The following is a 21,800-nucleotide window of genomic DNA, read 5'->3' on the forward strand; positions in this document are numbered from 1 at the left end:
CGCTCAATCCTCGTCATCGTTGTCGATCTCGGCGAGATTGATCGGATGAGCCGGCTGCACGGTCGAAATAGCGTGCTTGTAGACGAGCTGGCTCAGGCCGTCGCGACGCAGCAGCATGCAGAACAGGTCATAGGCCGCGATCTCGCCCTGGAGCATCACGCCATTGACGAGGAACATCGTCACCGGCTCGCGCGCCTTGCGCACCGCCGAGAGGAACACCTCCTGCAGCAGGTGGGATTTCTTCTCCTCGAAACCCTTGTCGATCTCGGCCATGTCGATCGGATGCGCAGGCATCACTGTCGAGATGGCGTGCTTGTAGATCAGCTGCGACTGGCCGTCGCGGCGCAGGAGGACCGAGAAATTGTCGAACCAGGTAATGATACCCTGGAGTTTGACGCCCTTGACGAGGAACATTGTCACCGGCGTCTTGGTCTTACGGACCGAGTTGAGGAAGATATCCTGAAGATTATTGACCTTGTCGGCCATATGCCGGTCTCCGGTCTTGGCGGGCTCATGACCCGCTGATTGCGCCGTTGCATGGCGTCGTGCTGCCCACACCCTATGCGGGGCTGTCGCCATGATACCCTAGCGAATCGGCCGCGTCCACTTCGCAGTTGCAGCAAATTTGGAACTCATTCCTCCTCGCCCTCGCGCGGATCGACCAGCCCCAGCGTCTTCAGCTTCCGGTGCAATGCCGACCGCTCCATGCCGATGAAGGAGGCTGTCTTCGATATATTCCCCGAGAAGCGGCGGATCTGGACGCGCAGATATTCGCGCTCGAAGGTCTCGCGCGCTTCCCTCAGCGGCGTGCCCATGATCGATCGCGCCGCCTCGCCGGGGGCAAGCCGGGCCTGGTCGCTCAATATCTCCGCCGGCAGCATGTCGAGTTCGATCCGGCCGATCCGGTCGCCCGGCGCCAGGATCATCGTCCGTTCGACGATGTTGCGCAGCTGGCGGACATTGCCCGGCCAGTCATAGGTCTGCAGCGCGCCCACGGCGTCCTCGGTCACCGCCGGGGTCGGCACGCGCCGCTCGGAGGCGTAGCGGGCCAGGAAATGCTCGACCAGCGCCGGAATATCCTCGCGCCGCTCGGCCAGCGCCGGGATCGTCACGGGCACGACGTTGAGCCGGTAATAGAGATCCTCGCGGAAGCGGCCCCCGGCAATCTCGTCCGAAAGGTTCCGCGCGGTCGCGGAGACGACGCGGACGTCGACCTTGACAATCCGCTGGCCGCCGACCCGGTTGAACGCCTGCTCGGTCAGCACCCGCAATATCTTCGCCTGGGTGGTAAGCGGCATATCGGCGATCTCGTCGAGGAACAGGGTGCCGCCATGCGCCTGTTCGAGCAGGCCGGGGCGGATCAGTTCGCCATTCTCCTCGACGCCGAACAGTTCCTCCTCGACCCGCTCGGGCTCCATCCGCGCCGCGCTGACGACGATGAAGGGCGCGGTGGCGCGGTTGCTCCACAGGTGAAGCAGCCGTGCCGCCACCTCCTTGCCGACCCCGGCGGGGCCGCTGATCAGCACCCGGCTGCCGGTCGCGGCGACCCGTTTCAGCGTCGCGCGAATGCCGTTGATCGCGCCCGAGCTGCCGGTCAGCTCCTCCTCTTGGCCGATCTGGGCCTTAAGCGTCGCATTCTCGCGGCGCAGCCGGTCGGTCTCGGTGGCACGGCCGACGAGCAGCAGCAGATGCTCGGCTTCGAACGGCTTCTCGATGAAGTCGGTCGCGCCCCGCCGGATCGCGGCGACCGCCGTGTCGAGATTGCCATGGCCCGAGATCATCAGCACCGGCAGGCTGGGGTCGCGCCGCTTTATCTCGTCGAGCAGGTCGAGCCCGTCGAGCCGAGACCCCTGCAGCCACACGTCGAGCAGCACCAGCGACGGCCGCCGCTCGTCGATCGCGGCCAGCGCCGCGTCGCTGTCGGCGGCGGTGCGGGCGGCATAGCCCTCATCCTCCAGCACTCCCGCCACGAGATCGCGGATATCGGCTTCATCATCGACAATCAGGATTTCCAGCGCCATGCCTCAGCCTGTTCCACTTCGCTTCAGTTCGGGAAATTTCGCTTCCTCGGCGTCGCCCGTGCCCGCCTCGCTGGCATCGATAGTGGCCAACGCCTCCAGGTCGAAATCGAGTTCGACGATCGTCCCACCACCGGGCCGGTCGCGCAGCGCCAGGGTGCCAAGGTGGTCCTCGACGATCTTGCGCACGATGGCGAGGCCGAGACCGGTGCCACGCTTGCGGGTCGTCATATAGGGCTCGGTGAGCCGCTCGCGTTCGGCGGGAAGGCCGGGGCCATTGTCAGCCAGCACCAGGCGAAGCCGGCTGGATTCGACCCTGATCGTCATCGCGATCACGCCAGGCGCATGCTGATCCTTATTTTCTTCAATGGCTTCGACGGCATTCTTGACAAGATTCGTGAGGGCCTGGCCGAGCTGGCGGCGATCACAGACCATCGTCGGCGCCAGTCCCTCGCTGTCGAGGCTGAAGCTGATCGCCGGATGCGCCACCTCCTGCAGGAACATCGCCTGCCGGGCGATGTCGACGATCGCCTCGGCCCGGAAGGCGGGCTTCGGCATGCGCGCGAAGGAGGAGAATTCGTCGACGATGCGGCGCATGTCGCCGACCTGGCGGATGATCGTCGCGGTCAGCCGTTCGAACACCCCGGGGTCGGACTCTATCTCCTTGCCATAGCGCCGCTGCAACCGCTCGGCCGCAAGCTGGATGGGGGTGAGCGGGTTCTTGATCTCATGTGCGATGCGGCGGGCGACGTCTGCCCAGGCGGCGCGGCGCTGGTCGGCGAGACGCTGGGTGATGTCGTCGAAGGTCAGCACCTTGGCGCCCTCGGCGGTAACCGACCGCACCGACAGGGTTCGCGGCTCGCCGGCGATGACGGTCTGGACCACAACCTCGCGGTCCGCGCTATCGAGCACCTTGTCGAGATCGGCCGAAACCTCGGCGAGCATCCTCCCCTCGACCGGCTCTTCGAGGGCCAGCATCGCGCGGGCCGAGGCGTTGACCAGGGTGATCCGCCGCTCGCCGTCGACGGAGACGATGCCCGCTGTCACGCCGGCCAGCACCGCCTCGATGAAGGCGCTGCGGCTTTCGAGCTGCTCGTTGGCCGAAACCAGCGCGCCGGTCTGCTCGCCCAGCTTGCGGGTCATGCGGTTGAAGGCGCTGCCCAGCGTGCCGATCTCGTCGGGCGTAGGAACGATGTCCACGCGTGCGGTCAGGTCGCCCGCCGCCACCTTTCGCGCGGCCGCCACCAGCTCGTTGACCGGCCGGACCAGTCGGTCCGCCACCGTCATCGCCACCCAGATGGCGATGCCGAGGATGGCGAGCGCGACGATCATCAGCAGGATGTTGAACCGGATCTGGAGCGCGCGCGCGCGGTCGACCGTCGCCACATAGTCGCCCAGCGCAGAGCGTGCCCGCGCCGCCTGGGCCAGCACGTCGCGATCCGACTGGCGCGAGATATAGAGATAGGTGCGGCTTGCCGCGTCGAGCAGGATCGTGCCCTCGATCCTGTCGCCGGCCTCGGCGGTGATGCGCGGCTGACCGCCCTGCAGGAACGGCAGGGTCGCCGGCGGCAGGCGCTTGTCGAGCGCCCTTTTGTCGAGGTTGGCCAGGGCGATCAGCTGCGCCTGCCCCGCCCGATCGATATTGATGATCGCCGCTTCGCTGATGCCGCGATAGGCGACCTGCCGGGCGAAGAAGGGCGCGAAGCGGGGATCGTCGATCGTGGTCGCGGTCAGCACGTTGCGCACGTCGCCCGACATCGCGATGATGTCGCCCAGCAGCCGCTCCTTGCTCTCGGTCACATAGGCCTGCGCCACGCTCTCCGAACTGCGCAGGACGACCCGCGCCTTGTCCGAGAACCAGAATTCGGTGCCGAGCTGGAACAGCAGCGAGGCGAACACCACGACGAGCAGGGTCGGCGCCGTCGCGATCAGTGAGAAGAAGGCGACAAGGCGCACGTGAAGCCGCGCCCTGCCGCCCAGTTCCGACCGCGCGGCCCGTTGCAGCGCCACCCGGCGGGCGGCGAGCACCATCAGGCCCATGAAAGCGAGAAGGTTGGCCCCCAGCAGCAGCGCCACGACCGTCGGCGAGAGCGTCACCTCCAGCGTGCCGCTCGCCGTGATGATATGATAGCTGACGACGACGATCAGCAGGGTGAGGATCGGCGCGGCGATCTCGATCAGCGGCATCAGCCGCCGCGGGCGCCACATCGCCGCAGCGCGCTTGCGCCATCGCCGAAATGCGAGAGTATACGCCACCATCGTGGCTGGATTACCACAAGGCCGTGTCCTGCGGAACACAGTTAACGTGCATTTGGTCGAAGCGGGGCGTCGCTACGGCGATTAGGCAGGATGGGCGATGTGGCGCGCGGACCACATCAACGGAATGCGACGATGCGGCGATGCTAATCCGAGCGCTTGGCAGCGCCTGCGTCGATCTGCAAGTCGGTCAGCTTCTTGCGCAGCGTGTTCCGGTTGATCCCGAGCAGGCGCGCGGCGCGCAGCTGGTTGCCCTTCGCCGCAGCCATGCTCAGTTCGAGCAACGGCCGTTCAACCTCGGCGAGAATTCGATCGTAGAGACCGTCGGGCGGCAGATCGCGGCCGAAGGTAGCAAAATAGCGGGCGAGATGCTGCTCGACCGCATCGGCGAGCCCGCCGCTGCCGGTAGCCGTGAGGGGCAGCGCCTCGACCGACACCGGATGCTGGAGCTGCTGCTCGACCATCGTCGCGCTGATGACGTCCTCACGACTCAGCACCGCCAGGCGCCGCATCAGATTCTCCAGCTCGCGGACATTGCCGGGCCAGCCATGCTGGGCGAGCCGCGCCACCGCGCCGGGATCCAGCATCTTGCGCGGCAGGCCGTCGGCGGCGGCGCGATCGAGGAAGAAGCGCGCCAGCTCGCCGATATCGTCGCCGCGCTGGCGCAGCGACGGCAAGCGGATCGGCACGACGTTGAGCCTGTAATAAAGGTCTTCGCGGAAGCCACCGTCGGCGATCAGCCGGGGAAGGTCCTTGTGGGTCGCGGCGATGATGCGGACGTCGGCGCGGATCGAACGGGTGCCGCCCACCGTGGTGAACTCGCCGGCCTGGAGCACGCGCAGCAGCCGGGTCTGCGCCTCCATCGGCATATCGCCGATCTCGTCGAGGAACAGCGTGCCGCCCTGCGCCTGCTCGAAGCGGCCGGCCGAACGCGCCTGCGCGCCGGTAAAGGCGCCGCGCTCATGGCCGAACAGCTCGGATTCGATCAGTTCGCGCGGGATCGCCGCCATGTTGATCGCGACGAACGGTGCCGAGGAACGCGGCCCGAAATCGTGGATCGCCCGCGCCACCAGTTCCTTGCCGGTGCCCGACTCCCCCAGCACCAGCACGGTGAGGTCGTTGGCGACGACGCGGGCGATCGTGCGATAGACCTCCTGCATCGGCGGCGAGCGACCGATCAGCGGCAGGTCCTCGGCATCCTCGCCATCGGGAAGCGTGGCGCCCGAAGCCGCACGGGCGGCAAGCGCATCGGAAACCGCACGGGTCAGCTCGCCGAGATCGAACGGCTTGGGAAGATAGTCGAACGCGCCCTGCTCGGTTGCGCGCAGCGCGGTGGTGAAGGTGTTCTGCGCCGACAGGACGATCACCGGCAGGCCGGGATTCTTCTCGAGCATCTCGGGAATGATATCGAGACCGTTGCCGTCCGGCAGCATCACGTCGGTGACCAGCACCTGCGGATCGAAGCTGGCGAACAGGCGGCGCTGCTCAGCGACCGAGGCGGCCGTCTCGACGATATGGCCCGCGCGGCGCAGCGCCTCGCGCACCACCGTGCGGATCGCGCCGTCATCGTCGACGACCAGAACCCTGCCCGCGCCGCCGGTCATGCCGTCACCCGCGCACGCGGGAGCAACAGGCGGAACACCGTCTTCGCCGGGCTTCCCTCGCGTGCATATTCGATGATCCCCCCCTGGTCCGAGACCAGCTTCTCGACCAGGGCCAAGCCCAGGCCCGATCCGGTACGCTTGGTGGTGACGAACGGATCGAACAAATGGCCCTCGATTTCTGGAGAGGCGCCCGGTCCCTCGTCGATCACGCACAGCTCGATCGGCAAGGGCTGACGGGCATTGCCGTCGGCGCGGCGCATCGAGACGCCATGGCGATAGGCGGTCGTCAACGTGATGGCCCCAGGAGCATCGCCCATCGCCTCGGCGGCATTCTTGAGCAGGTTGATCAGGATCTGGATCAGCGAATCGCGATGGCCCAGCACCGCCGGCAGCGACGGATCATAGATCTCCCGGATCGTGCGGCCTCGCGCGAAGCCCTTCAGCGCCACTTCCCGCGCATGACCCAATATGGCGTGGATGTTCTGCGGGGTCATCTCGATCGGGCGCGTATCGGTGAAGCCCTGCATCCGGTCGATCAGCGCGGCGACACGATCGACCTCCTCGCGGATCAGCCGGGTCAGGTCCCGCGATTCCGCGTCGCAGGTCGTCTCCAGCAGCTGCGCCGCGCCGCGCACCGCCGAAAGCGGGTTCTTCACCTCGTGCGCCAGCATCGCCGCCGCGGCGACGGCGGTACGTGTGCCGCCCTCGCGATCCACCGAGCGGGCGCCGATCGCGCTGCGGGCATGGCCGTGGATCGAAACCGCGCGCCAGCCCAGCCGGTCCGGCAGCGGCGCCACCATCAGGTCGACCCGCATGCGGCGATGCCCCGGCAGGACGATGTCGATGTCATAGGCGGCGAAGGGCGCGTCGCTGGGCATCGTATCGAGCGGATGACCGATGGCATCGAGCACGCCCCTTCCGACGATCTGGGCACGGCTGAGGTTGAACAGCGACTCGCAGGCGGCGTTGATCTCCACCACTTGGCCGTCGGGATCGATCACCAGCACGGCGGTCGCCATCGCCGCCATGATCTCCGCCGGAGACGGGGCTTCGAGCGCCCGGTCGGGCGCCGCGCCGCGCCGGGCGAAGCGGATCAGGCTGCCGCCCGGGAGAGCCATGGTGCGTAGAATTCGCCGAGCATCGCGATCACCGTCGCGGCATCGGGCTCCTGGTTCACCTTGTTGCGGAACTCGGCCGAACCGGGCAGGCCCTTGGTGTACCAGCCGATATGCTTGCGCGCCATGTTGACGCCGACCTCTTTCCCGTAAAGTTCGAGCATCGCATGGTAATGCGCCAGGATCAGATGATATTGTTCCTCATTGCTCGGATCGGGCCGGCGCTCGCCGGTCGCGAAATAATGCATCACCTGGCTGAGCAGCCACGGCCGCCCATAGGCGCCGCGCCCGATCATCACGCCATCCGCGCCCGACTGGTCCAGCGCGGTCACCGCGTCATCGATCGAGCAGATGTCGCCATTGACGATCACCGGGATCGTCACGGCTTCCTTCACCCTGCGCACGAACGCCCAGTCGGCCGAGCCCTTGTACATCTGGCAGCGGGTGCGGCCGTGAACGGTGATCATCTTCACGCCGACATCCTCGGCGATCCGCGCCAGTTCGGGCGCGTTCAGGCTGTCATGGTCCCAGCCCATCCGCATCTTCAGCGTGACGGGCACCTCGACCGCCGCGACCGTCGCCTTGACGATCTCGACCGCCAGATCGGGCTGCCGCATCAGCGCCGACCCCGCATCGCCGTTGACGACCTTGCGGACCGGGCAGCCCATGTTGATGTCGATGATCGCGGCGCCCTTGTCCTGGCTCAGTTTCGCCGCCTCGCCCATCTCCTTGGGGGTGCAGCCGACCAGTTGCATCGACACCGGCTCCTCGGCCGGGTCCCAAAGCGCCTTCTGGAGCGACTGGCGGGTCTCGCGAATCGCGGCCTGGCTGGCGATCATCTCGGTGACGTTGAGCCCCGATCCGAAACCGCGCACCGCCTTGCGGAACGGCAGATCGCTCACGCCGGTCATCGGCGCGAGAATCACGGGGCTGTCGATCCGCACGGGACCGATGTGGATGGGACGCAGCGTCGGTGTCATGAGAGCCATATTGCCTAAAAAAGCGGCATCGCTCTAGCTGCAATGCGGCGAAGGGGCAAGGAAACGTTGATCGAATCTGTCCAACGCCGTCGCTCCGGCGGACGCCGGGGCCGTAAGAGATATATCGGCCGGGCGTCGCAAGGGTTCACCGCCGGCCCTGGCTTCCGCCGGGGCGACGCTTGTTTATGGCGCGGAGCACGCCTAAAGCGCGCGCCGATGACGGGGACGCCGAAGATTGCCGCGCTGATCGTCGCCGCCGGACAGGGTGCGCGCAGCGGCGAGGGCGTGCCCAAGCAATATCGCCCGGTCGGCGGCAAGGCCGTCATCGCCCATACCGTCGACGCGCTGGCGGCCTTTCCGGCGATCGATGTGGTGCAGGTGGTGATCGGCGAAGGCCAGGACGCCCTCTACGCCAAAGCGATCGATGGCCGCGCCCTGCCCCCGCCCGTCAGGGGCGGTGCGACCCGCCGGGACTCGGTCATCGCCGGGCTGGAGGCGATCGAGGCCGACATCGTGCTGATCCACGACGCCGCCCGCCCCTTCCTGTCGGCGGCGGTCATCGGCCGCCTGCTCGCCGCGCTCGACGGCAGCGATGGCGCCGTCCCCGCGCTGGCCGTCGCCGATACGCTGGCGCGCGGCGATGGGCTGCTCGGGGATACCGTGTCGCGGGACGGCCTCCATCGCATCCAGACCCCACAGGTCTTCAGGCGCGACGCGATCCTCGGCGCACACCGCATCTGGAACGAGGGGCGTGAGGCAACCGACGACGCCCAGGTGGCGCGCGCCGCCGGCCTGTCGGTTGCGATCGTGGAGGGGGACAGCGCGCTCGACAAGCTCACCTTTCCCGTCGATTTCGAGGCGGCAGAGGACCGCATGCTGATCAGCCGCACCGCGCAGGGGTTCGACGTCCACGGCTTCACCAGCGGCGATGCCGTGCAGCTCGGCGGGGTCCGCATCGCGCATGATCGCGCCCTGGCGGGCCACAGCGACGCCGATGTCGCGCTGCACGCGCTGACCGATGCACTGCTCGGCACGATCGCCGCCGGCGACATCGGTAGCCATTTCCCGCCGAGCGACGCCCGCTGGAAAGGGGCCGATTCGGAAATCTTCCTGGCCCATGCCCGCGATCTGGTGCGCGCAGCCGGCGGGGTCATCGATCATGTCGATGTGACGATCATCTGCGAGGCGCCCAAGATCGGCCCGCATCGCGACGCGATCCGCGACCGGATCGCCGCGCTGCTGGGGATCCGGGCCGGGCAGGTCAGCGTCAAGGCCACCACCACCGAACGGCTCGGCTTTACCGGCCGGCGTGAGGGAATCGCCGCCCAGGCGATTGCCACCGTGCGCGCCCCTCTTATCCAGCAGTGCAGGACATCAGCGTGACCGAGCATAAAGACACCCTCCTGCCCGCCGAACTGGTCGAGGCCGCCCGCCGGGTAATCGACGCGAACCGCGCCGCCGGCCGCAAGATCGCGGTCGCCGAGAGCTGCACCGCCGGCCTCGTCTCCGCCGCGCTCACGGAAATCCCGGGATCGTCGGACGTGTTCGGGCAGGGTTTCGTCACCTATTCGAACGAGGCCAAGGTCTCGATGATCGGTGTTTCGGTGGAGATGATCGAAACCTTCGGCGCGGTGTCGATCGCGGTCGCCTGGTCGATGGCACGGGGCGCGCTGGACAAGAGCGGCGCCGATGTCGCGGTGTCGATCACCGGAGTCGCGGGGCCCGGCGGCGGCAGCGAGAAGAAGCCGGTGGGAACCGTTGTGTTCGGCCGCGCCGAAAAGGGCGCCGATCCCGAGGATATCGTCGCCGACAAGCGCCATTTCGGCGATCTCGGCCGAGGCGGCGTCCGCCTTCAGGCGGCGCTGTGCGCGCTCGAACTGCTGATGCCGGGCGCGACGCTGGCCGAGGAACCGTAAAGCTTCGCCGCGCGCTCCTCGAAAGCGCCGATCATCATCCTGAGCGCCCGGTCGAACACCTGGCCCGCGATCATCTCGAAGATGCGCGACTTGAACTCGAACTCGATCGCGAAGTCGACCAGCGTGCCGCCCTTGCCGTCGGGCGCGAATTTCCAGTCGTTACGGAGATATTTGAGCGGCCCGTCGAGATAATCGACATGGATGCTGGCCGGCCGCTGCTTGGTCACCTTGGAGGTGAACTTCTCGCGCAGCGCCTTGAAGCCCACCATCAGGTCCGCGACCATCTCGGTCGGCCCGTCCGAACGGATCCGCACCGCCGACACCCACGGCAGGAACTCGCCATAGCGCGCGACATCGGCGACCAGATCGTACATCTGCTCGGGGCTGTAGGGCAGCGTCCGGACCTCGTGATGCCGGGGCATTATCTCAGGCTCCGGTAATCGCCGCCTTGCGCGCCAGCTCGGCGTTCCGCGCATCGCGCAGCTTCACGAAATCGTCGCCGGCATGGTAGCTCGAGCGGGTCAGCGGGGTCGCCGCGACCAGCAGGAAGCCCTTGGCCCGGGCGATCGCGGCATAGGCCTCGAAGGTCTTGGGTGCGACGAAATCCATCACCTTGGCGTGCTTCGGCGTCGGCTGGAGATATTGGCCCATCGTCAGGAAATCGATGTCGGCCGAGCGCATGTCGTCCATCACCTGGTGGACCTCCATCCGCTCCTCGCCCAGACCGACCATGAGGCCGGACTTGGTGAAGATCGTCGGATCAAGCCGCTTGACCGTCTCCAGCAGGCGCAGGGACGCATAATAGCGCGCGCCGGGCCGGATCGTCGGATAGAGGCGCGGCACCGTCTCGAGATTATGGTTGTAGACGTCCGGGCGGGCCGCGACGATCATCTCGATCGCGGCATCGGCCTTGTTGCGGAAATCCGGGGTGAGTATCTCGATCGTGGTCTTGGGCGTCGTCCGGCGTAGCGCCTCGATCACCTTGACGAACTGCTTCGCCCCCCCATCGGGCAGGTCGTCGCGATCGACCGAGGTGATGACGATATGCTCCAGACCCAGCTCGGCGGCCGCATCGGCGGTGTGCTGCGGCTCCATCGGATCGACCGCGCGCGGCATGCCGGTCTTGACGTTGCAGAAGGCGCAGGCCCGGGTGCAGGTGTCGCCCAGGATCATCACCGTCGCGTGCTTCTTCGTCCAGCACTCGCCGATATTCGGGCAAGCCGCTTCCTCGCACACCGTGGCGAGGTTGAGGCGGCGCATCAGCGCCTTGGTGTCCGAAAAGGCCTGCCCCATCGGCGCCTTGACCCGGATCCAGTCCGGCTTGCGCTGCTTGGGGGCGGCGGGAGTGGGCAATGCTTCGCTCATGCCTGGCCAGATAGGCGATAAGGCCCCCACTTGCCAGCCCCTACCGCCGGGATTAGGGGCTCATCCCATGACTGATTTCTCAGGACTCGTAGACGGCTATCGGCGCTTCAAGGCCAATGGCTGGACCCAGCAGCGCGAACGCTGGAGCAAATTGGCCACCGGCCAGAACCCGCAGCTGATGGTGATCGCCTGTTCGGACAGCCGCGTCGATCCCACCATCATCTTCGATACCTCGCCGGGCGAGATCTTCATGGTGCGCAACGTCGCCAACATGGTGCCGCCGTTCGAGACATCGCCCGGCCACCATGGCGTGTCGGCCGCGCTGGAGTTCGCGGTCACCCAGCTTGAGGTTCCCGAGATCGTCGTGCTCGGCCACCAGAGCTGCGGCGGCTGCGCGGCGGCGCTCACCCGCCGCTTCGAAGGCGCGCCGGTCGGCCAGGGCGGCTTCATCGACGACTGGATGTCGCTGCTCGACGACGCCCGCGACCGGGTGATCGAGGAGCATGGCCAGGGCGAGGCGGCGGTCCGCGCGCTGGAATGGGAGGCGGTCAAGGTCTCGATCGCGAACCTGCGGACCTTCCCCTGCGTGCCGGTGCGGGAAAAGGCCGGCAAGCTGCGCATCCACGGCGCCTATTTCGCCGTCGCCGACGGAATCCTGCACCTGCTGGACGAGGCAACCGGCCAGTTCGCGCCGGCGTGACCCGCGAGCGCGGGAACCGCACTTCCTAACATTCGTTAAGGCTCCCAGGTTTTTGTTGAGGAGCTTTCCGATGTTCGCCCGTTCGATCCTCGCCATCACCGCACTGATTGCCGTCGCCCCGCTGGCGGCCCAGAGCGGCACCAAGAACGACCCTGCCCACCAAGCGGCCGACGCGCGGGAGGTCCCGCAGACGCAGTCGCTGAACAATCAGGTCAGCAGCGCGGTCACCCAGGCGCAGACCGCCAATGCCGTGGCCGAGGCGCAGAACGACCTGAACCAGCAGCAATATGAGGCCGACAAGGCCGCCTATGAGCAGGCGCTGCGCGACCACCATCGCGATGTGCTGTCGACCGACGCGACCTTCATCCGCCAGCAGAATGCCTATGCGATGGCGATGCGCGATTGGCGGGCGCAGGTCGCGATGTGCAAGAAGGGCTATCAGAGCGCGTGCAACCTGCCGACGCCCGACCCGATGAAATATATGTGAGTTTCCGGACGGGAGCCCCACCCTCCCGCCCTTTTCGCCCGGCGATGGCCGGAACCGTCACCAGTGGGCCGCGTAGCGTCCAGGGCCCGTGACGGTTCCGGCCTTAGCCGTCGTCAGCGCGTCAGCTTCTTGTAGGCACCGGCCCCCGGACGGTCGGCCGCGTCGCCGAGGCGGCGGCGCTTGTCTTCCTCATAGCTCTCGAAATTGCCTTCGAACCACTCGACATGGCCGTCTCCCTCGAAAGCGAGGATGTGGGTGGCGAGGCGATCGAGGAAGAAGCGGTCGTGGCTGATCACCACGGCGCAACCCGCGAAATTCTCGAGAGCATCCTCAAGCGCCCGCAGCGTCTCGACGTCGAGGTCGTTGGTCGGCTCGTCGAGCAGCAGGACGTTGCCGCCCTTGCGGAGCATCTTCGCCATGTGGACGCGGTTGCGTTCGCCGCCCGAGAGCTGGCCGACCTTCTTCTGCTGGTCGGCGCCCTTGAAGTTGAACGCGCCGACATAGGCGCGGGTCGACATCTCGAATTTGCCGACGGTCATGATGTCATGACCCTCGGACACCTCCTCCCAGACATTCTTGTTGGGATCGAGCGCGTCACGGCTCTGGTCGACGAAGCCCAGCTTGACGGTCGGGCCGATGTCGATCGAGCCGGCGTCGGGGGTCTCCTGGCCGGTGATGAGCCGGAACAGCGTGGTCTTGCCCGCGCCGTTGGGGCCGATCACGCCGACGATGCCGCCGGGGGGCAGCGTGAAATCAAGCCCTTCGAACAGCTTCTTTTCGCCATAGGACTTGGTCAGCCCCTGCGCCTGGATCACCTTGCCGCCGAGACGCTCGGGGGTCTGGATGACGATCTGGGCCTTGCCCGGCGCGCGGTTGTTCTGCTTCTCGACCAGTTCGTCGAACGCGCGGATACGCGCCTTCGACTTGGTCTGGCGGGCCTTGGGGCTCTGCCGGATCCACTCCAGCTCTTCCTTGATCGCCTTCTGGCGGCCCGCGTCCTCGCGTTCCTCCTGCTCCATCCGCTTGCCCTTGGCTTCGAGCCAGGCGGAATAGTTGCCCTCGAACGGGATGCCGCGGCCGCGATCGAGCTCCAGCACCCAGCCGACGACATTGTCGAGGAAGTAGCGATCGTGGGTGACGAGGATGACGTTGCCCGGATAATCGATCAGATGCTGCTCCAGCCAGGCAACGCTTTCGGCATCGAGGTGGTTGGTCGGCTCGTCGAGCAGCAGGATGTCGGGCTTCTCGAGGAGCAGGCGGCACAGCGCGACGCGGCGCTTCTCACCGCCCGAAAGGCCGTCCACGGACCAGTCGCCGGGCGGGCAGCGCAGCGCCTCCATCGCGATTTCGAGCTGGTTGTCGAGCGTCCAGCCGTCGGCCGCGTCGATCTTCTCCTGGAGGACGCCCATCTCCTCCATCAGCGCGTCGAAGTCGGTATCGTCCTTGGGATCGCCCATCTCCGCCGAAATCGCGTTGAAGCGATCGATCATGTCGGCCACCTCGCGGACGCCGTCCATGACGTTTTCCTTGACGGTCTTCTTCGGGTTGAGCTGGGGCTCCTGCGGCAGATAGCCCACCGACACGCCTTCGGCGGCCCAGGCCTCACCGGAATATTCGGTGTCCATGCCGGCCATGACCTTCATCAGGGTCGACTTGCCGGCACCGTTGACGCCGATGATCGCAATCTTCGTGCCCGGCAGGAACTGCAGGTGGATATTGTTGAACAGCGGCTTGTTGGCGCCGGGGAAGGTCTTGGTGAGACCCTTCATCACAAAGCTGTATTGCACGGCCATCGGTCGCGAACCTCGTTGGGTAGATCAGGCTGGAAATCGCCGCCGCCACTAACCGACGACAGGGCAATTGGCAAATAGGGAGCGGGTGGCTAGCCTCCAACCCCATGAAGAAATTTCTGACGCTGGCCTTCGCCGCCACCACCGCCCTTTCCTCCCCCCTCCTCGCCCAGGCCGCTCCGCCAGAAAGCGCCCGGCTTCGCGACGCCGCGCTGACCGACGACCTCGCCTGGGAGATCACCGAAGGCCTGACCACCGAGATCGGCCCCCGCAAGGCCGGCAGCGACGCCGAGGCGCGCGCCCGCGACTGGGCGGTGGCGAAGCTCAAGGCGCTCGGCTTCGCCAATGTCCGGGTCGAGACGTTCGAGGTGCCCTATTGGGAGCGCGGCGACGCCTCCGCCGAGATCGTCGCCCCCTTCCCCCAGCCGCTCACCCTCGCCGCGCTCGGCAACAGCGGCGGCACCGGCCCCAAGGGCCTGAAGGCCGAACTGGTCGGTTTCGACAGCCTGGCCGCGCTGGAGGCCGCCGATCCGGCGAGCATCAAGGGCAAGATCGTCTTCGTGACCCACCGCATGGCGGCGGCGCAGGACGGATCGCATTACGGCCCGGTCGGCCAGATCCGGCGCATCGGCCCCTCGATCGCCTCCCAGAAAGGCGCGGCGGCGATCCTGATCCGCTCGATCGGCACCGACGAGCATCGCAATCCGCACACCGGCAGCCAGGACTGGAAGGACGGCGCCGCGCCGATCCCGGCGCTGGCGCTGGCCAATCCCGATGCCGACCAGCTGGAACGTGTCCTGAAGCGCGGCCAGCCGGTGACGATCGCGCTCCGCGTGACCGCGAAGATGGCCGGCAAGCGGACCTCGGGCAACGTGATCGCCGAGGTGCCGGGCCGTGACCCGTCGTTGCCGATCGTGCTGGTCGGGGGGCATCTCGACAGCTGGGACCAGGGGACGGGCGCGATCGACGATGCCGCCGGCGTCGCGATCACCACCGCCGCCGCAAAACGGATCATGGACGCCGGCCAGCCGCTGCGCACGATCCGCGTCGTCTGGTTCGGATCGGAGGAGATCGGCCTGTTCGGCGGGGTCGACTATCGCGAGAAGCACAAGGAGGAGAAGCACCATTTCCTGGCCGAATCCGACTTCGGCGCGGACCGTATCTGGCGCTTCCAGACCTCGGTGGCGGACGCCGCCCTGCCGGCGATGAAGCCGATCGCGGCTGCGCTGGCCCCGCTGGGCATCGTCCAGGGCGGCAAGAATGGCGACGCCAGCGGATCGGACATCTCGGAAATCCAGAAGCTGGGCATCCCGGTGCTGGCGCTCAGCCAGGACGGGACCCGCTATTTCGATCTTCACCACACGCCTGACGACACCCTCGACAAGGTCGATCCGGCACAGCTTCGCCAGAATGTCGCCGCGTGGACGGCGATGCTGGCGGTCGCGGCGAACGACTCGACCGATTACGGGCCGGTGCCGCCGAGGAAATAGCCGCCGCAAGGCGGCCTGGCTGCGAACGACTCTTAACAACCCCGGGTGCATGGGGTTGATCGTCCGTTTTTTTTGTTTTTTGTTCGGAGGGGCCTGTGGGGAGGCGTGCCGCCGGCCGCGGCGGGGCATTGCCCATTTTCACCTGTCATGAGAAGGAGCCCCGGCGGATCGGCCGGCGACGGCGATCATCCCAGCAAGCCGGAACCCACAAGTAAAGAACAAAAAGGGAATATAGACAGATTCGCTGCGTGCGTTCCCCGCAAAACGCGCGCCGATACGACCGTCGCCCCGGTGGAGGCCGGGGCCGTGAGCGGCTCCTGCGGCGATCTCATCGCGAGCAGCGTGGCGGCCCCGGCCTCCGCCGGGGCGACGACGCTGATGGGCTCATCCCCGCGCCGGCATTTCCAGCCTTCGCCGAAGCGGACGCAGGGTGGCGCAGGCCGGCGTGCCATCCGCGCCAGTGCCATGGACGACCGTTTGGATGACGGCGCCATCGCCCCGCGCAGCACGGTCGAGCATGTCCTGCGGGATATCGTGGATGTCGATCTTCATCCGGCGCGACCAGGGCGAGGCGGGATCGCCGGCCAGTTGCCCGATACGGATATAGACGAAGCGCCGCTCTGGCCCCTCACGCCGCACCTGATCGCCGAAGAATTTGGGGCCGGGCGCGACGCGGATTGGAAAGTCGAAGGACAGGGCCTCACCATCGGCGGAAGCCTTCGGGTCGAGCACGCCGTCATTTCCGGCCTGCAGGCTGTGAACGACGCCCGCGACAGGTTGTTCGATCACGATCCGCATGCGGATTTCGGTCTGGTCTGCCCTGGCCATGACCGCAGCATAGCGCCCTCGGCCCCCGCCTGGGAATCTCCAGCCCGCGCCGTATCGCCGGGCGGGCCAACCTGCTGTCGAGCCAGCCCGGCAAATCCTTCAGCGCATCGAATAGCTATCCGACCAATATGCCGCCTTGTAAATTCACGCTTCGCACGCCACCTACAACTCGCCGGCCGCTGCTCGTGGTTGCCGGATCGCACATCGGCAGCGCTGGCTCCCCATATGTGAAAGCGGCAGATCCTGTCGTCGCCCAGCGACGAGGAAAGCTGTCGCCCATGTATCCATCCGTGACATTGTGCCGGGCTCAGGAAGCCATCCAGCTGGATCGCGCGCGCGATTCGACGCTTGAGAACGTCCGCGCGATAGCGGCGAAGGCCGCCAAAAGCTGGGGCATCGAAGCCGTCGCCGCGGAAGCCCGCGAGGCCCGAGGCGAACGGGTCCGCCTTCACCGGCTCGCGCATTTCGTCCTGCCGTGCCCGATCGATTCCCTTTTGAGCGAGAATCCGGATCGTGGCCTGGCGAACGCCTGACATGCGCTGCGACACGCGACTGCTCGATCGCCTGCGGCAGGCAGCCCTGCTGCGCGCCCAGTTCGCCCGTGAACCGGGGCTGCGACGACGATATGCCGAACTGGCGCAGCGCCATGCCGACAGCGCCAATCATCTTCGCATCCCGGGAAGCGCCGCCCATTGGCCATCGATCGCCGCCTGGACCTGCTGGCAGCCCGCCTATCTGGCCGTGACGAACGACCGCTAGCGGTATCCCCCTCCCGTCCTACCCGACATCTGAAAGGACCGACCATGGCGAAGGGCCAGCGCAAAAGCAGCAAGGAAATCCGAAAGCCGAAGAAGGAAGCGCCGCCCAAGCCGAACGCCTCCGCCCCTTCGCTGAAGGGTGGTTTCGAACATCTGCTGAAAAAATGAACATGACACGGCACCGCGCAGCAGTGTCCTGTCATGAATTCCACCCGCCCGTTCGATCTCAAGACATCGACGGGCGGCATCCCCAGGCAGCCACGCCGTGGGAACCGAGGAGGATGTCAGCCAAATCCTCCATCGGACGCGTCGCCGTGTACTTCGCTACCGTGCCGATGATCGGCATGACATGGGCGCTAACGATCGAGCAGCGATCCGCCAGACGGAGCGCTATCACTCCCAATGGGGCACGTCCCACCGCCTGACCTTATGGTCGCCCGCCGCCGCCGCATCGCCGGGCCACACCCGCGCAGGACGGACACGGACACCGGAAACCGCCGGGGCCGGTATCGGTGCCGCCGGGACCTCCTCGACAGGCACTGCAACCGGAGATGGTTGGGAAGGCGCATCTACAGCGTCCGTCGGCGGAGCCGCCAATAGCGGGGCCATCATCCATGCCGGCGGTCGTCGACGCCCGATATGATCGGCCGGGATATCATCCATTGATCGAAACCCGCACTCCGGGGGCGCCGAAGCCGATCAGCACCTTGGCTCTCAGCTTACGCGCGAGCGCGTCGACGATGGCCGTACCGAGCCCAGTGGGAACCAGCGGCCGGTCGGCGCGCATGCCGATGCCGTTGTCGGCCACCTGCAGCGTCCATTCGATGGCGTTCGATTCATAGCTCAAGGTGATCTTGCCGGGCCGGCCATCGGGAAAGGCATATTTCAAGGCATTGGTGATCAGTTCGGTGGCGATCATGCCAAGGCTCATCGCATCGTCGGCATTGCTGACGCTGTCGTCCACCACCACCTCCAACGAAACCCGAGCGGGATCATGGATCATCGAGGCCGCGATGCTCCGGCACAGGGTGGTGAGGTAGAGCCGCAGCCTGACCTCACCCGTTCGCGCCATCGCCAGATGGTTCTGCACCGCCGCGACCGACAGGATGCGGTGATGCGCGGCCTCGAGATGGCCACGCGTCTCGTCCGATGCCGTGCGGCGGGCGCCCTGCATCAGGAGACTGGAGATAATCTGCAAACCGTTGGCTGTGCGGTGCTGGAGTTCCTGGAGAAGCACCTCCTGGTCCTCGATCCTGTCCTGTTCGCCCCTTGTTGGGGCGCCGACGCCGGCGATGCCATTGATGGCGGCGATGGCCACCAGCAGCGAGCGCCCGCCGCTCGCCATCTCCTCGATGACCTCGGCGTCAAGGCTGAAGCGAAGGTTTGGCCGACCTTTGGGTCTGAGCACTATCACGTCGCCTGCGATCGGCACGCCGTCCGCGAGGACCGCCGCCAGCCGGCGTTGCAAACGATCGCCGCCCCATTCGCCCGAGCCGAGTGCGGCAACCGGGCTGCCGGTGATCCGATCGGCGTCGAACCCGAAGGCCGCAAGGAAAGATCGGCTGGACGCGATCACCGCCAGTTGGCCATCGAGCAGCAGTAGCGGAACTTTGGAGGCGGCGATCACCGCCATACCCAGGCTATCGGCCTGCGCAACGATGTGGGTGGCGGCAGTGGACATGATAGTCCCCTTCAGGGACCGGAGGCTCGCACAGCGAAAGCCATATTCGGCAGACAGCGGACCGGCTTCCGGTTGCCATCATGGAGACCGGACGATCGATGCCCTGCTTATAGCACGGTCCGACGGAAAGCCGGCACGCTCATATCGAGGGACTGGCATATCGAAGGACCGGCATATCGAAGGGCCGGCGCCCCGCTAGCCTCGCTTTGGAATCTCCAGTCCGCGCTGCACCGCCGGCCGTGCCAGGCCACGTTCCAGCCATGCTGGCACATTGCCGAGGCTGTCGAACGCCACGAGTTCCCGCGCCTCGTAGAAGGTGATGAGGTTGCGAACCCAGCCCAGGGTCGAGATGTCGGCGATGCTGTAATCGGCGCCCATGATCCAGTCCCGCCCGTCGAGCCGGCTGTCCAGCACGCCGAGCAGGCGCTTCGACTCGTCGACATAGCGCTGGAGCGGTCGCTTGTCCTCGATCTCCCTGCCGGCGAATTTGCTGAAATAGCCGACCTGCCCGAACATCGGCCCGATACCGGCATTCTGGAAGAACACCCACTGGATCGTCTGGTAGCGCTCCGCCGGATCGCCGGAGATGAACCGTCCCGACTTGTCGGCGAGATAGATCAGGATCGCCCCGGATTCGGAAAGCGCCAGCGGCTTGCCACCCGGCCCGTCGGGATCGAGGATCGCCGGAATCTTGCCGTTCGGATTGAGCGAAAGGAATTCGGGCGTGTGGCTCTGGTTGTGGGAGATATCGACCAGATGCGGCTCATAGGGGAGCCCGGTCTCCTCCAGCATGATCGAAATCTTCACGCCGTTCGGTGTATTGAGCGAATAGAGCTGGATGCGGTCCGGATGCCGGGGCGGCCAGCGCTTCGTGATCGGGAAATCGGACAGATCGGGCACGGGATGCTCCTCTTTTCGACCGGCATGCCACATGGCCGGGCGACATGGGCAGGTGGGCCATGGGTCGCGCGACGGCAAGCCCTTCGTCCAGCCATTTGTCGTACGCCAGAAAAAGTCCAGCAACATCATAACCATAGCGATTTCCCTTGCGAACAGCCGGAAAAAGGCGACGCACGCAGGAGACAGACATGATCATGAGCTTGCTTGGGCTGCTGACGGCCACCACCGTCGCAGCCGGCGACATCGGACACCATCATCGCACCACCCTCGACCATCGCGGCGCGGCCCTGAATGTCGACTACCGCGCCACCGTCTCGCTGAGCACGCGACAGATGGGCATGGCGCCCCCGACGCGCATGGGCGTGATCCGCTGCGACTGGGTGGCGCGCGTCGCGGTCCACCGCACCCTGGAACGCGGGGACGCCGGCGAGGCCCTGAGCCGGCTGGTCGACGACGATCTGGAACTGCGCGGCAACCGTTCGGGCACCTGCTCCTCGGCCCGCAAGGCGATCGACGGCGAACTGGCCAAGCGCCAGGACGAGGTTCGCGTGCATCTCGCCTCGGTGGTCGAGCGCGACCGTGCGCAGCTGCTGGCGGAACTGGAAACCGCCGCCGGCGGCACCCATAGCGCGCATTAGATGTGGAGCCTCAACAGGTTATTCATTGGCTGACGTAGTCGGCTGATGGGCGGTTGTGATTGTAAGCTGCCGTGGGGGCGGTGCCAGTTATAATTATGGAGCCATGGACTGAGGGCGCGTTTGCGGTGCTCGGAGGTTGGATAGGCGCGAGCATATGCCCATTCGCGTAAGCTGGTCTGGATGAAGCGTTCGGCCTTGCCGTTAGTCTTGGGCGTGTAGGGTTTGGTGCGGATGTGCTTGAGGCCGAGTGCTTTGCAGGCGTCGCGGAAGGCGAAGCTTTTGTAGCAGGCGCCGTTGTCGGTCATGACGCGCGAGACAGTGATGCCGAGGCTTTGATAATAGGCGATGGCGGCGAAGAGGAAGGCGGTTGCGCTTTCCTTCTTTTCGTCGGGGAGGATCTGGCTGAAGGCGATGCGCGAGGCATCGTCGATGCAGACGTGGACGAACTCCCAGCCCGCGCCGTAGCGCTCGCCAGCACGGCTGCCGCGAGTGCTGCTCTGCTTTGTCCGATTGCCGGTGATGCGATGGCCGACGCGTTCGAAGCGGCCGAGCTTCTTGATGTCGATGTGGATCAGCTCGCCGGGGTGCGCGCGCTCATAGCGACGGATGGGCTCGGGAGGATCGAGATCGCGCATTCGGCTCAAGCGTGCGTTGCGCAGTATCCGGCTGACAGTGGCTGGCGAGAGCTTCAGCGTGGCGGCGATCTGCTTGCCGCAGAGGCGCTGACGGCGCAGGGCGATGACCTGCTCGATGCGGTCGGCGGGCGTGGCGCGGGGCATGGCGTGTGGGCGCGAGCTGCGGTCGACGAGACCGGCTTCGCCTTCGATCCGATAACGTGCCAGCCACTTGGCTACGGTTCGCTCCGAGACGCCCAGGGCGGTCGCGACCGCCCTGGGCGTCTCGCGCAGAACCATCACGCGCCGGACGATCTCGGCTCGACTGAAGGGCGTGGTTCGGGCATTCTTGTGGATGTTCATCCGGTCGTTCCTCCAGACCTGACGTGTCGCAACATCAGTCTGATCCGGTCACGCCGGATGAACAACCTCCTGAAAGCTCACAATTAGAGCCTTACACGATCCGATTGCATCGGCTCGTCGGCTCTACCTTGTTGTTTTACCGCGATTTCCGAGTCGGCAGATGTTTCCATCTGCCTAGAAATCGCTCCAGAGCCCGATCGGGAAAGGTGAAGCGCCCGTCATGTCGGCGACACCCGGCATGACGTCGCCCGTCGGCTCAGTTCGGCAACTCCTTCGTCCTCCGAACCCCGCCATGTA

22 protein-coding genes are annotated in these 21,800 nt (G+C 66.5%); 9 read left to right on the forward strand and 13 right to left on the reverse strand.

All coding sequences use genetic code 11. From position 1 onward, the window contains the following. Positions 1-3: 3 nt before the first annotated feature. From hfq to dusB, 6 genes are all read right to left on the reverse strand, one after another. Positions 4-486: an RNA chaperone Hfq gene (hfq, locus tag CMV14_RS13920; protein WP_066963219.1), complete on the reverse strand. Its 483-nt coding sequence runs from the start codon at positions 484-486 to the stop codon at positions 4-6. 146 nt (positions 487-632) lie between these two features. After that, complete coding sequence (gene ntrX, locus CMV14_RS13925) at positions 633-2,021, reverse strand: nitrogen assimilation response regulator NtrX (protein ID WP_066963216.1); 1,389 nt, start codon at positions 2,019-2,021, stop codon at positions 633-635. 3 nt (positions 2,022-2,024) lie between these two features. Next, a complete protein-coding gene (locus CMV14_RS13930; RefSeq protein ID WP_238147038.1) occupies positions 2,025-4,226 on the reverse strand; it encodes a sensor histidine kinase in 2,202 nt (733 codons plus the stop codon). 194 nt (positions 4,227-4,420) lie between these two features. Continuing rightward, positions 4,421-5,878 (reverse strand): nitrogen regulation protein NR(I), encoded by a 1,458-nt coding sequence (ntrC, locus tag CMV14_RS13935; RefSeq protein ID WP_066963208.1) that lies wholly within the window; start codon positions 5,876-5,878, stop codon positions 4,421-4,423. Then, entirely contained in the window at positions 5,875-6,996 is a 1,122-nt protein-coding gene (locus tag CMV14_RS13940; protein WP_066963205.1) for a two-component system sensor histidine kinase NtrB, read from the reverse strand. Before CMV14_RS13940 ends, ntrC begins: the two co-directional genes overlap by 4 nt. Further along, positions 6,972-7,973, reverse strand: a complete 1,002-nt coding sequence (gene dusB / locus CMV14_RS13945; protein WP_066963527.1) for a tRNA dihydrouridine synthase DusB — start codon at positions 7,971-7,973, stop codon at positions 6,972-6,974. The genes CMV14_RS13940 and dusB overlap by 25 nt, the downstream gene beginning before the upstream one ends. Positions 7,974-8,189: 216 nt before the next feature. On the opposite strand from dusB, the gene CMV14_RS13950 reads away from it, so the two are divergent. Both CMV14_RS13950 and CMV14_RS13955 read left to right on the forward strand, forming a co-directional pair. After that, positions 8,190-9,356 carry a bifunctional 2-C-methyl-D-erythritol 4-phosphate cytidylyltransferase/2-C-methyl-D-erythritol 2,4-cyclodiphosphate synthase gene (locus CMV14_RS13950; RefSeq protein ID WP_066963203.1) on the forward strand — a complete coding sequence of 389 codons (1,167 nt, stop codon included), beginning with the start codon at positions 8,190-8,192 and terminating at the stop codon, positions 9,354-9,356. After that, positions 9,353-9,889, forward strand: a complete 537-nt coding sequence (locus tag CMV14_RS13955) for a CinA family protein (protein WP_066963525.1) — start codon at positions 9,353-9,355, stop codon at positions 9,887-9,889. The genes CMV14_RS13950 and CMV14_RS13955 overlap by 4 nt, the downstream gene beginning before the upstream one ends. On the opposite strand, the gene CMV14_RS13960 is transcribed toward CMV14_RS13955, so the two are convergent. Together CMV14_RS13960 and lipA are read right to left on the reverse strand one after the other, a co-directional pair. Next, complete coding sequence (locus CMV14_RS13960; RefSeq protein ID WP_066963200.1) at positions 9,826-10,311, reverse strand: type II toxin-antitoxin system RatA family toxin; 486 nt, start codon at positions 10,309-10,311, stop codon at positions 9,826-9,828. The two genes, CMV14_RS13955 and CMV14_RS13960, sit on opposite strands and share 64 nt — an antisense overlap. A 4-nt stretch (positions 10,312-10,315) precedes the next feature. Next, a complete protein-coding gene (gene lipA, locus CMV14_RS13965) occupies positions 10,316-11,254 on the reverse strand; it encodes a lipoyl synthase (RefSeq protein WP_066963197.1) in 939 nt (312 codons plus the stop codon). A 67-nt stretch (positions 11,255-11,321) separates the two neighbouring features. On the opposite strand from lipA, the gene CMV14_RS13970 reads away from it, so the two are divergent. Both CMV14_RS13970 and CMV14_RS13975 read left to right on the forward strand, forming a co-directional pair. Then, positions 11,322-11,954, forward strand: a complete 633-nt coding sequence (locus tag CMV14_RS13970; RefSeq protein WP_066963194.1) for a carbonic anhydrase — start codon at positions 11,322-11,324, stop codon at positions 11,952-11,954. 70 nt (positions 11,955-12,024) lie between these two features. After that, the gene (locus CMV14_RS13975; RefSeq protein ID WP_066963190.1) at positions 12,025-12,441 is read left to right on the forward strand and encodes a hypothetical protein; all 417 of its coding nucleotides are present in this window, start codon (positions 12,025-12,027) and stop codon (positions 12,439-12,441) included. A 113-nt stretch (positions 12,442-12,554) separates the two neighbouring features. Here CMV14_RS13975 and ettA read toward each other — a convergent pair whose 3' ends face one another. After that, positions 12,555-14,234: an energy-dependent translational throttle protein EttA gene (gene ettA, locus CMV14_RS13980; protein ID WP_066963187.1), complete on the reverse strand. Its 1,680-nt coding sequence runs from the start codon at positions 14,232-14,234 to the stop codon at positions 12,555-12,557. A gap of 104 nt (positions 14,235-14,338) precedes the next feature. Between ettA and CMV14_RS13985 the strand changes: the two genes are divergently transcribed. Beyond that, positions 14,339-15,721, forward strand: coding sequence for a M28 family peptidase (locus CMV14_RS13985; protein ID WP_066963184.1), 1,383 nt, complete (start codon positions 14,339-14,341; stop codon positions 15,719-15,721). Positions 15,722-16,105: 384 nt separating this feature from the next. On the opposite strand, the gene CMV14_RS13990 is transcribed toward CMV14_RS13985, so the two are convergent. Then, a complete protein-coding gene (locus tag CMV14_RS13990; protein WP_066963181.1) occupies positions 16,106-16,549 on the reverse strand; it encodes a DUF5990 family protein in 444 nt (147 codons plus the stop codon). A gap of 185 nt (positions 16,550-16,734) precedes the next feature. On the opposite strand from CMV14_RS13990, the gene CMV14_RS13995 reads away from it, so the two are divergent. The 3 genes from CMV14_RS13995 to CMV14_RS27405 are packed head-to-tail and all read left to right on the forward strand — an operon-like array spanning position 16,735 to position 17,475. Further along, positions 16,735-17,082 carry a hypothetical protein gene (locus CMV14_RS13995; protein WP_139114708.1) on the forward strand — a complete coding sequence of 116 codons (348 nt, stop codon included), beginning with the start codon at positions 16,735-16,737 and terminating at the stop codon, positions 17,080-17,082. 1 nt (position 17,083) lies between these two features. Beyond that, positions 17,084-17,308, forward strand: a complete 225-nt coding sequence (locus CMV14_RS14000) for a hypothetical protein (protein WP_066963175.1) — start codon at positions 17,084-17,086, stop codon at positions 17,306-17,308. A 44-nt stretch (positions 17,309-17,352) separates the two neighbouring features. Then, positions 17,353-17,475: a hypothetical protein gene (locus CMV14_RS27405; RefSeq protein ID WP_255250165.1), complete on the forward strand. Its 123-nt coding sequence runs from the start codon at positions 17,353-17,355 to the stop codon at positions 17,473-17,475. Between the two features lie 487 nt (positions 17,476-17,962). On the opposite strand, the gene CMV14_RS14005 is transcribed toward CMV14_RS27405, so the two are convergent. Then, entirely contained in the window at positions 17,963-18,988 is a 1,026-nt protein-coding gene (locus CMV14_RS14005) for a sensor histidine kinase (RefSeq protein ID WP_066963172.1), read from the reverse strand. A gap of 195 nt (positions 18,989-19,183) precedes the next feature. Further along, the gene (locus tag CMV14_RS14010; RefSeq protein WP_066963523.1) at positions 19,184-19,888 is read right to left on the reverse strand and encodes a glutathione S-transferase family protein; all 705 of its coding nucleotides are present in this window, start codon (positions 19,886-19,888) and stop codon (positions 19,184-19,186) included. Between the two features lie 188 nt (positions 19,889-20,076). Here CMV14_RS14010 and CMV14_RS14015 point away from each other — a divergent pair, with 188 nt between their 5' ends. Beyond that, positions 20,077-20,526 (forward strand): hypothetical protein, encoded by a 450-nt coding sequence (locus CMV14_RS14015; protein WP_238147039.1) that lies wholly within the window; start codon positions 20,077-20,079, stop codon positions 20,524-20,526. Here CMV14_RS14015 and CMV14_RS14020 read toward each other — a convergent pair. Beyond that, positions 20,523-21,503, reverse strand: a complete 981-nt coding sequence (locus CMV14_RS14020; protein WP_066970399.1) for an IS481 family transposase — start codon at positions 21,501-21,503, stop codon at positions 20,523-20,525. The two genes, CMV14_RS14015 and CMV14_RS14020, sit on opposite strands and share 4 nt — an antisense overlap. Between the last annotated feature and the right edge of the window lie 297 nt (positions 21,504-21,800).

This window comes from Rhizorhabdus dicambivorans (genome assembly GCF_002355275.1).
In the GTDB taxonomy this organism is placed as follows: Bacteria; Pseudomonadota; Alphaproteobacteria; order Sphingomonadales; family Sphingomonadaceae; genus Rhizorhabdus; species Rhizorhabdus dicambivorans.

Coding starts and splice junctions, on each gene's coding strand:
- hfq (WP_066963219.1), bottom strand. CDS start 486: ATGGCCGACAAGGTCAATAATCTTCAGGATATCTTCCTCAACTCGGTC.
- ntrX (WP_066963216.1), bottom strand. CDS start 2,021: ATGGCGCTGGAAATCCTGATTGTCGATGATGAAGCCGATATCCGCGAT.
- CMV14_RS13930 (WP_238147038.1), bottom strand. CDS start 4,226: ATGTGGCGCCCGCGGCGGCTGATGCCGCTGATCGAGATCGCCGCGCCG.
- ntrC (WP_066963208.1), bottom strand. CDS start 5,878: ATGACCGGCGGCGCGGGCAGGGTTCTGGTCGTCGACGATGACGGCGCG.
- CMV14_RS13940 (WP_066963205.1), bottom strand. CDS start 6,996: ATGGCTCTCCCGGGCGGCAGCCTGATCCGCTTCGCCCGGCGCGGCGCG.
- dusB (WP_066963527.1), bottom strand. CDS start 7,973: ATGACACCGACGCTGCGTCCCATCCACATCGGTCCCGTGCGGATCGAC.
- CMV14_RS13950 (WP_066963203.1), top strand. CDS start 8,190: ATGACGGGGACGCCGAAGATTGCCGCGCTGATCGTCGCCGCCGGACAG.
- CMV14_RS13960 (WP_066963200.1), bottom strand. CDS start 10,311: ATGCCCCGGCATCACGAGGTCCGGACGCTGCCCTACAGCCCCGAGCAG.
- lipA (WP_066963197.1), bottom strand. CDS start 11,254: ATGAGCGAAGCATTGCCCACTCCCGCCGCCCCCAAGCAGCGCAAGCCG.
- CMV14_RS13970 (WP_066963194.1), top strand. CDS start 11,322: ATGACTGATTTCTCAGGACTCGTAGACGGCTATCGGCGCTTCAAGGCC.
- CMV14_RS13975 (WP_066963190.1), top strand. CDS start 12,025: ATGTTCGCCCGTTCGATCCTCGCCATCACCGCACTGATTGCCGTCGCC.
- ettA (WP_066963187.1), bottom strand. CDS start 14,234: ATGGCCGTGCAATACAGCTTTGTGATGAAGGGTCTCACCAAGACCTTC.
- CMV14_RS13985 (WP_066963184.1), top strand. CDS start 14,339: ATGAAGAAATTTCTGACGCTGGCCTTCGCCGCCACCACCGCCCTTTCC.
- CMV14_RS13990 (WP_066963181.1), bottom strand. CDS start 16,549: ATGGCCAGGGCAGACCAGACCGAAATCCGCATGCGGATCGTGATCGAA.
- CMV14_RS14000 (WP_066963175.1), top strand. CDS start 17,084: ATGCGCTGCGACACGCGACTGCTCGATCGCCTGCGGCAGGCAGCCCTG.
- CMV14_RS27405 (WP_255250165.1), top strand. CDS start 17,353: ATGGCGAAGGGCCAGCGCAAAAGCAGCAAGGAAATCCGAAAGCCGAAG.
- CMV14_RS14005 (WP_066963172.1), bottom strand. CDS start 18,988: ATGTCCACTGCCGCCACCCACATCGTTGCGCAGGCCGATAGCCTGGGT.
- CMV14_RS14015 (WP_238147039.1), top strand. CDS start 20,077: ATGATCATGAGCTTGCTTGGGCTGCTGACGGCCACCACCGTCGCAGCC.
- CMV14_RS14020 (WP_066970399.1), bottom strand. CDS start 21,503: ATGAACATCCACAAGAATGCCCGAACCACGCCCTTCAGTCGAGCCGAG.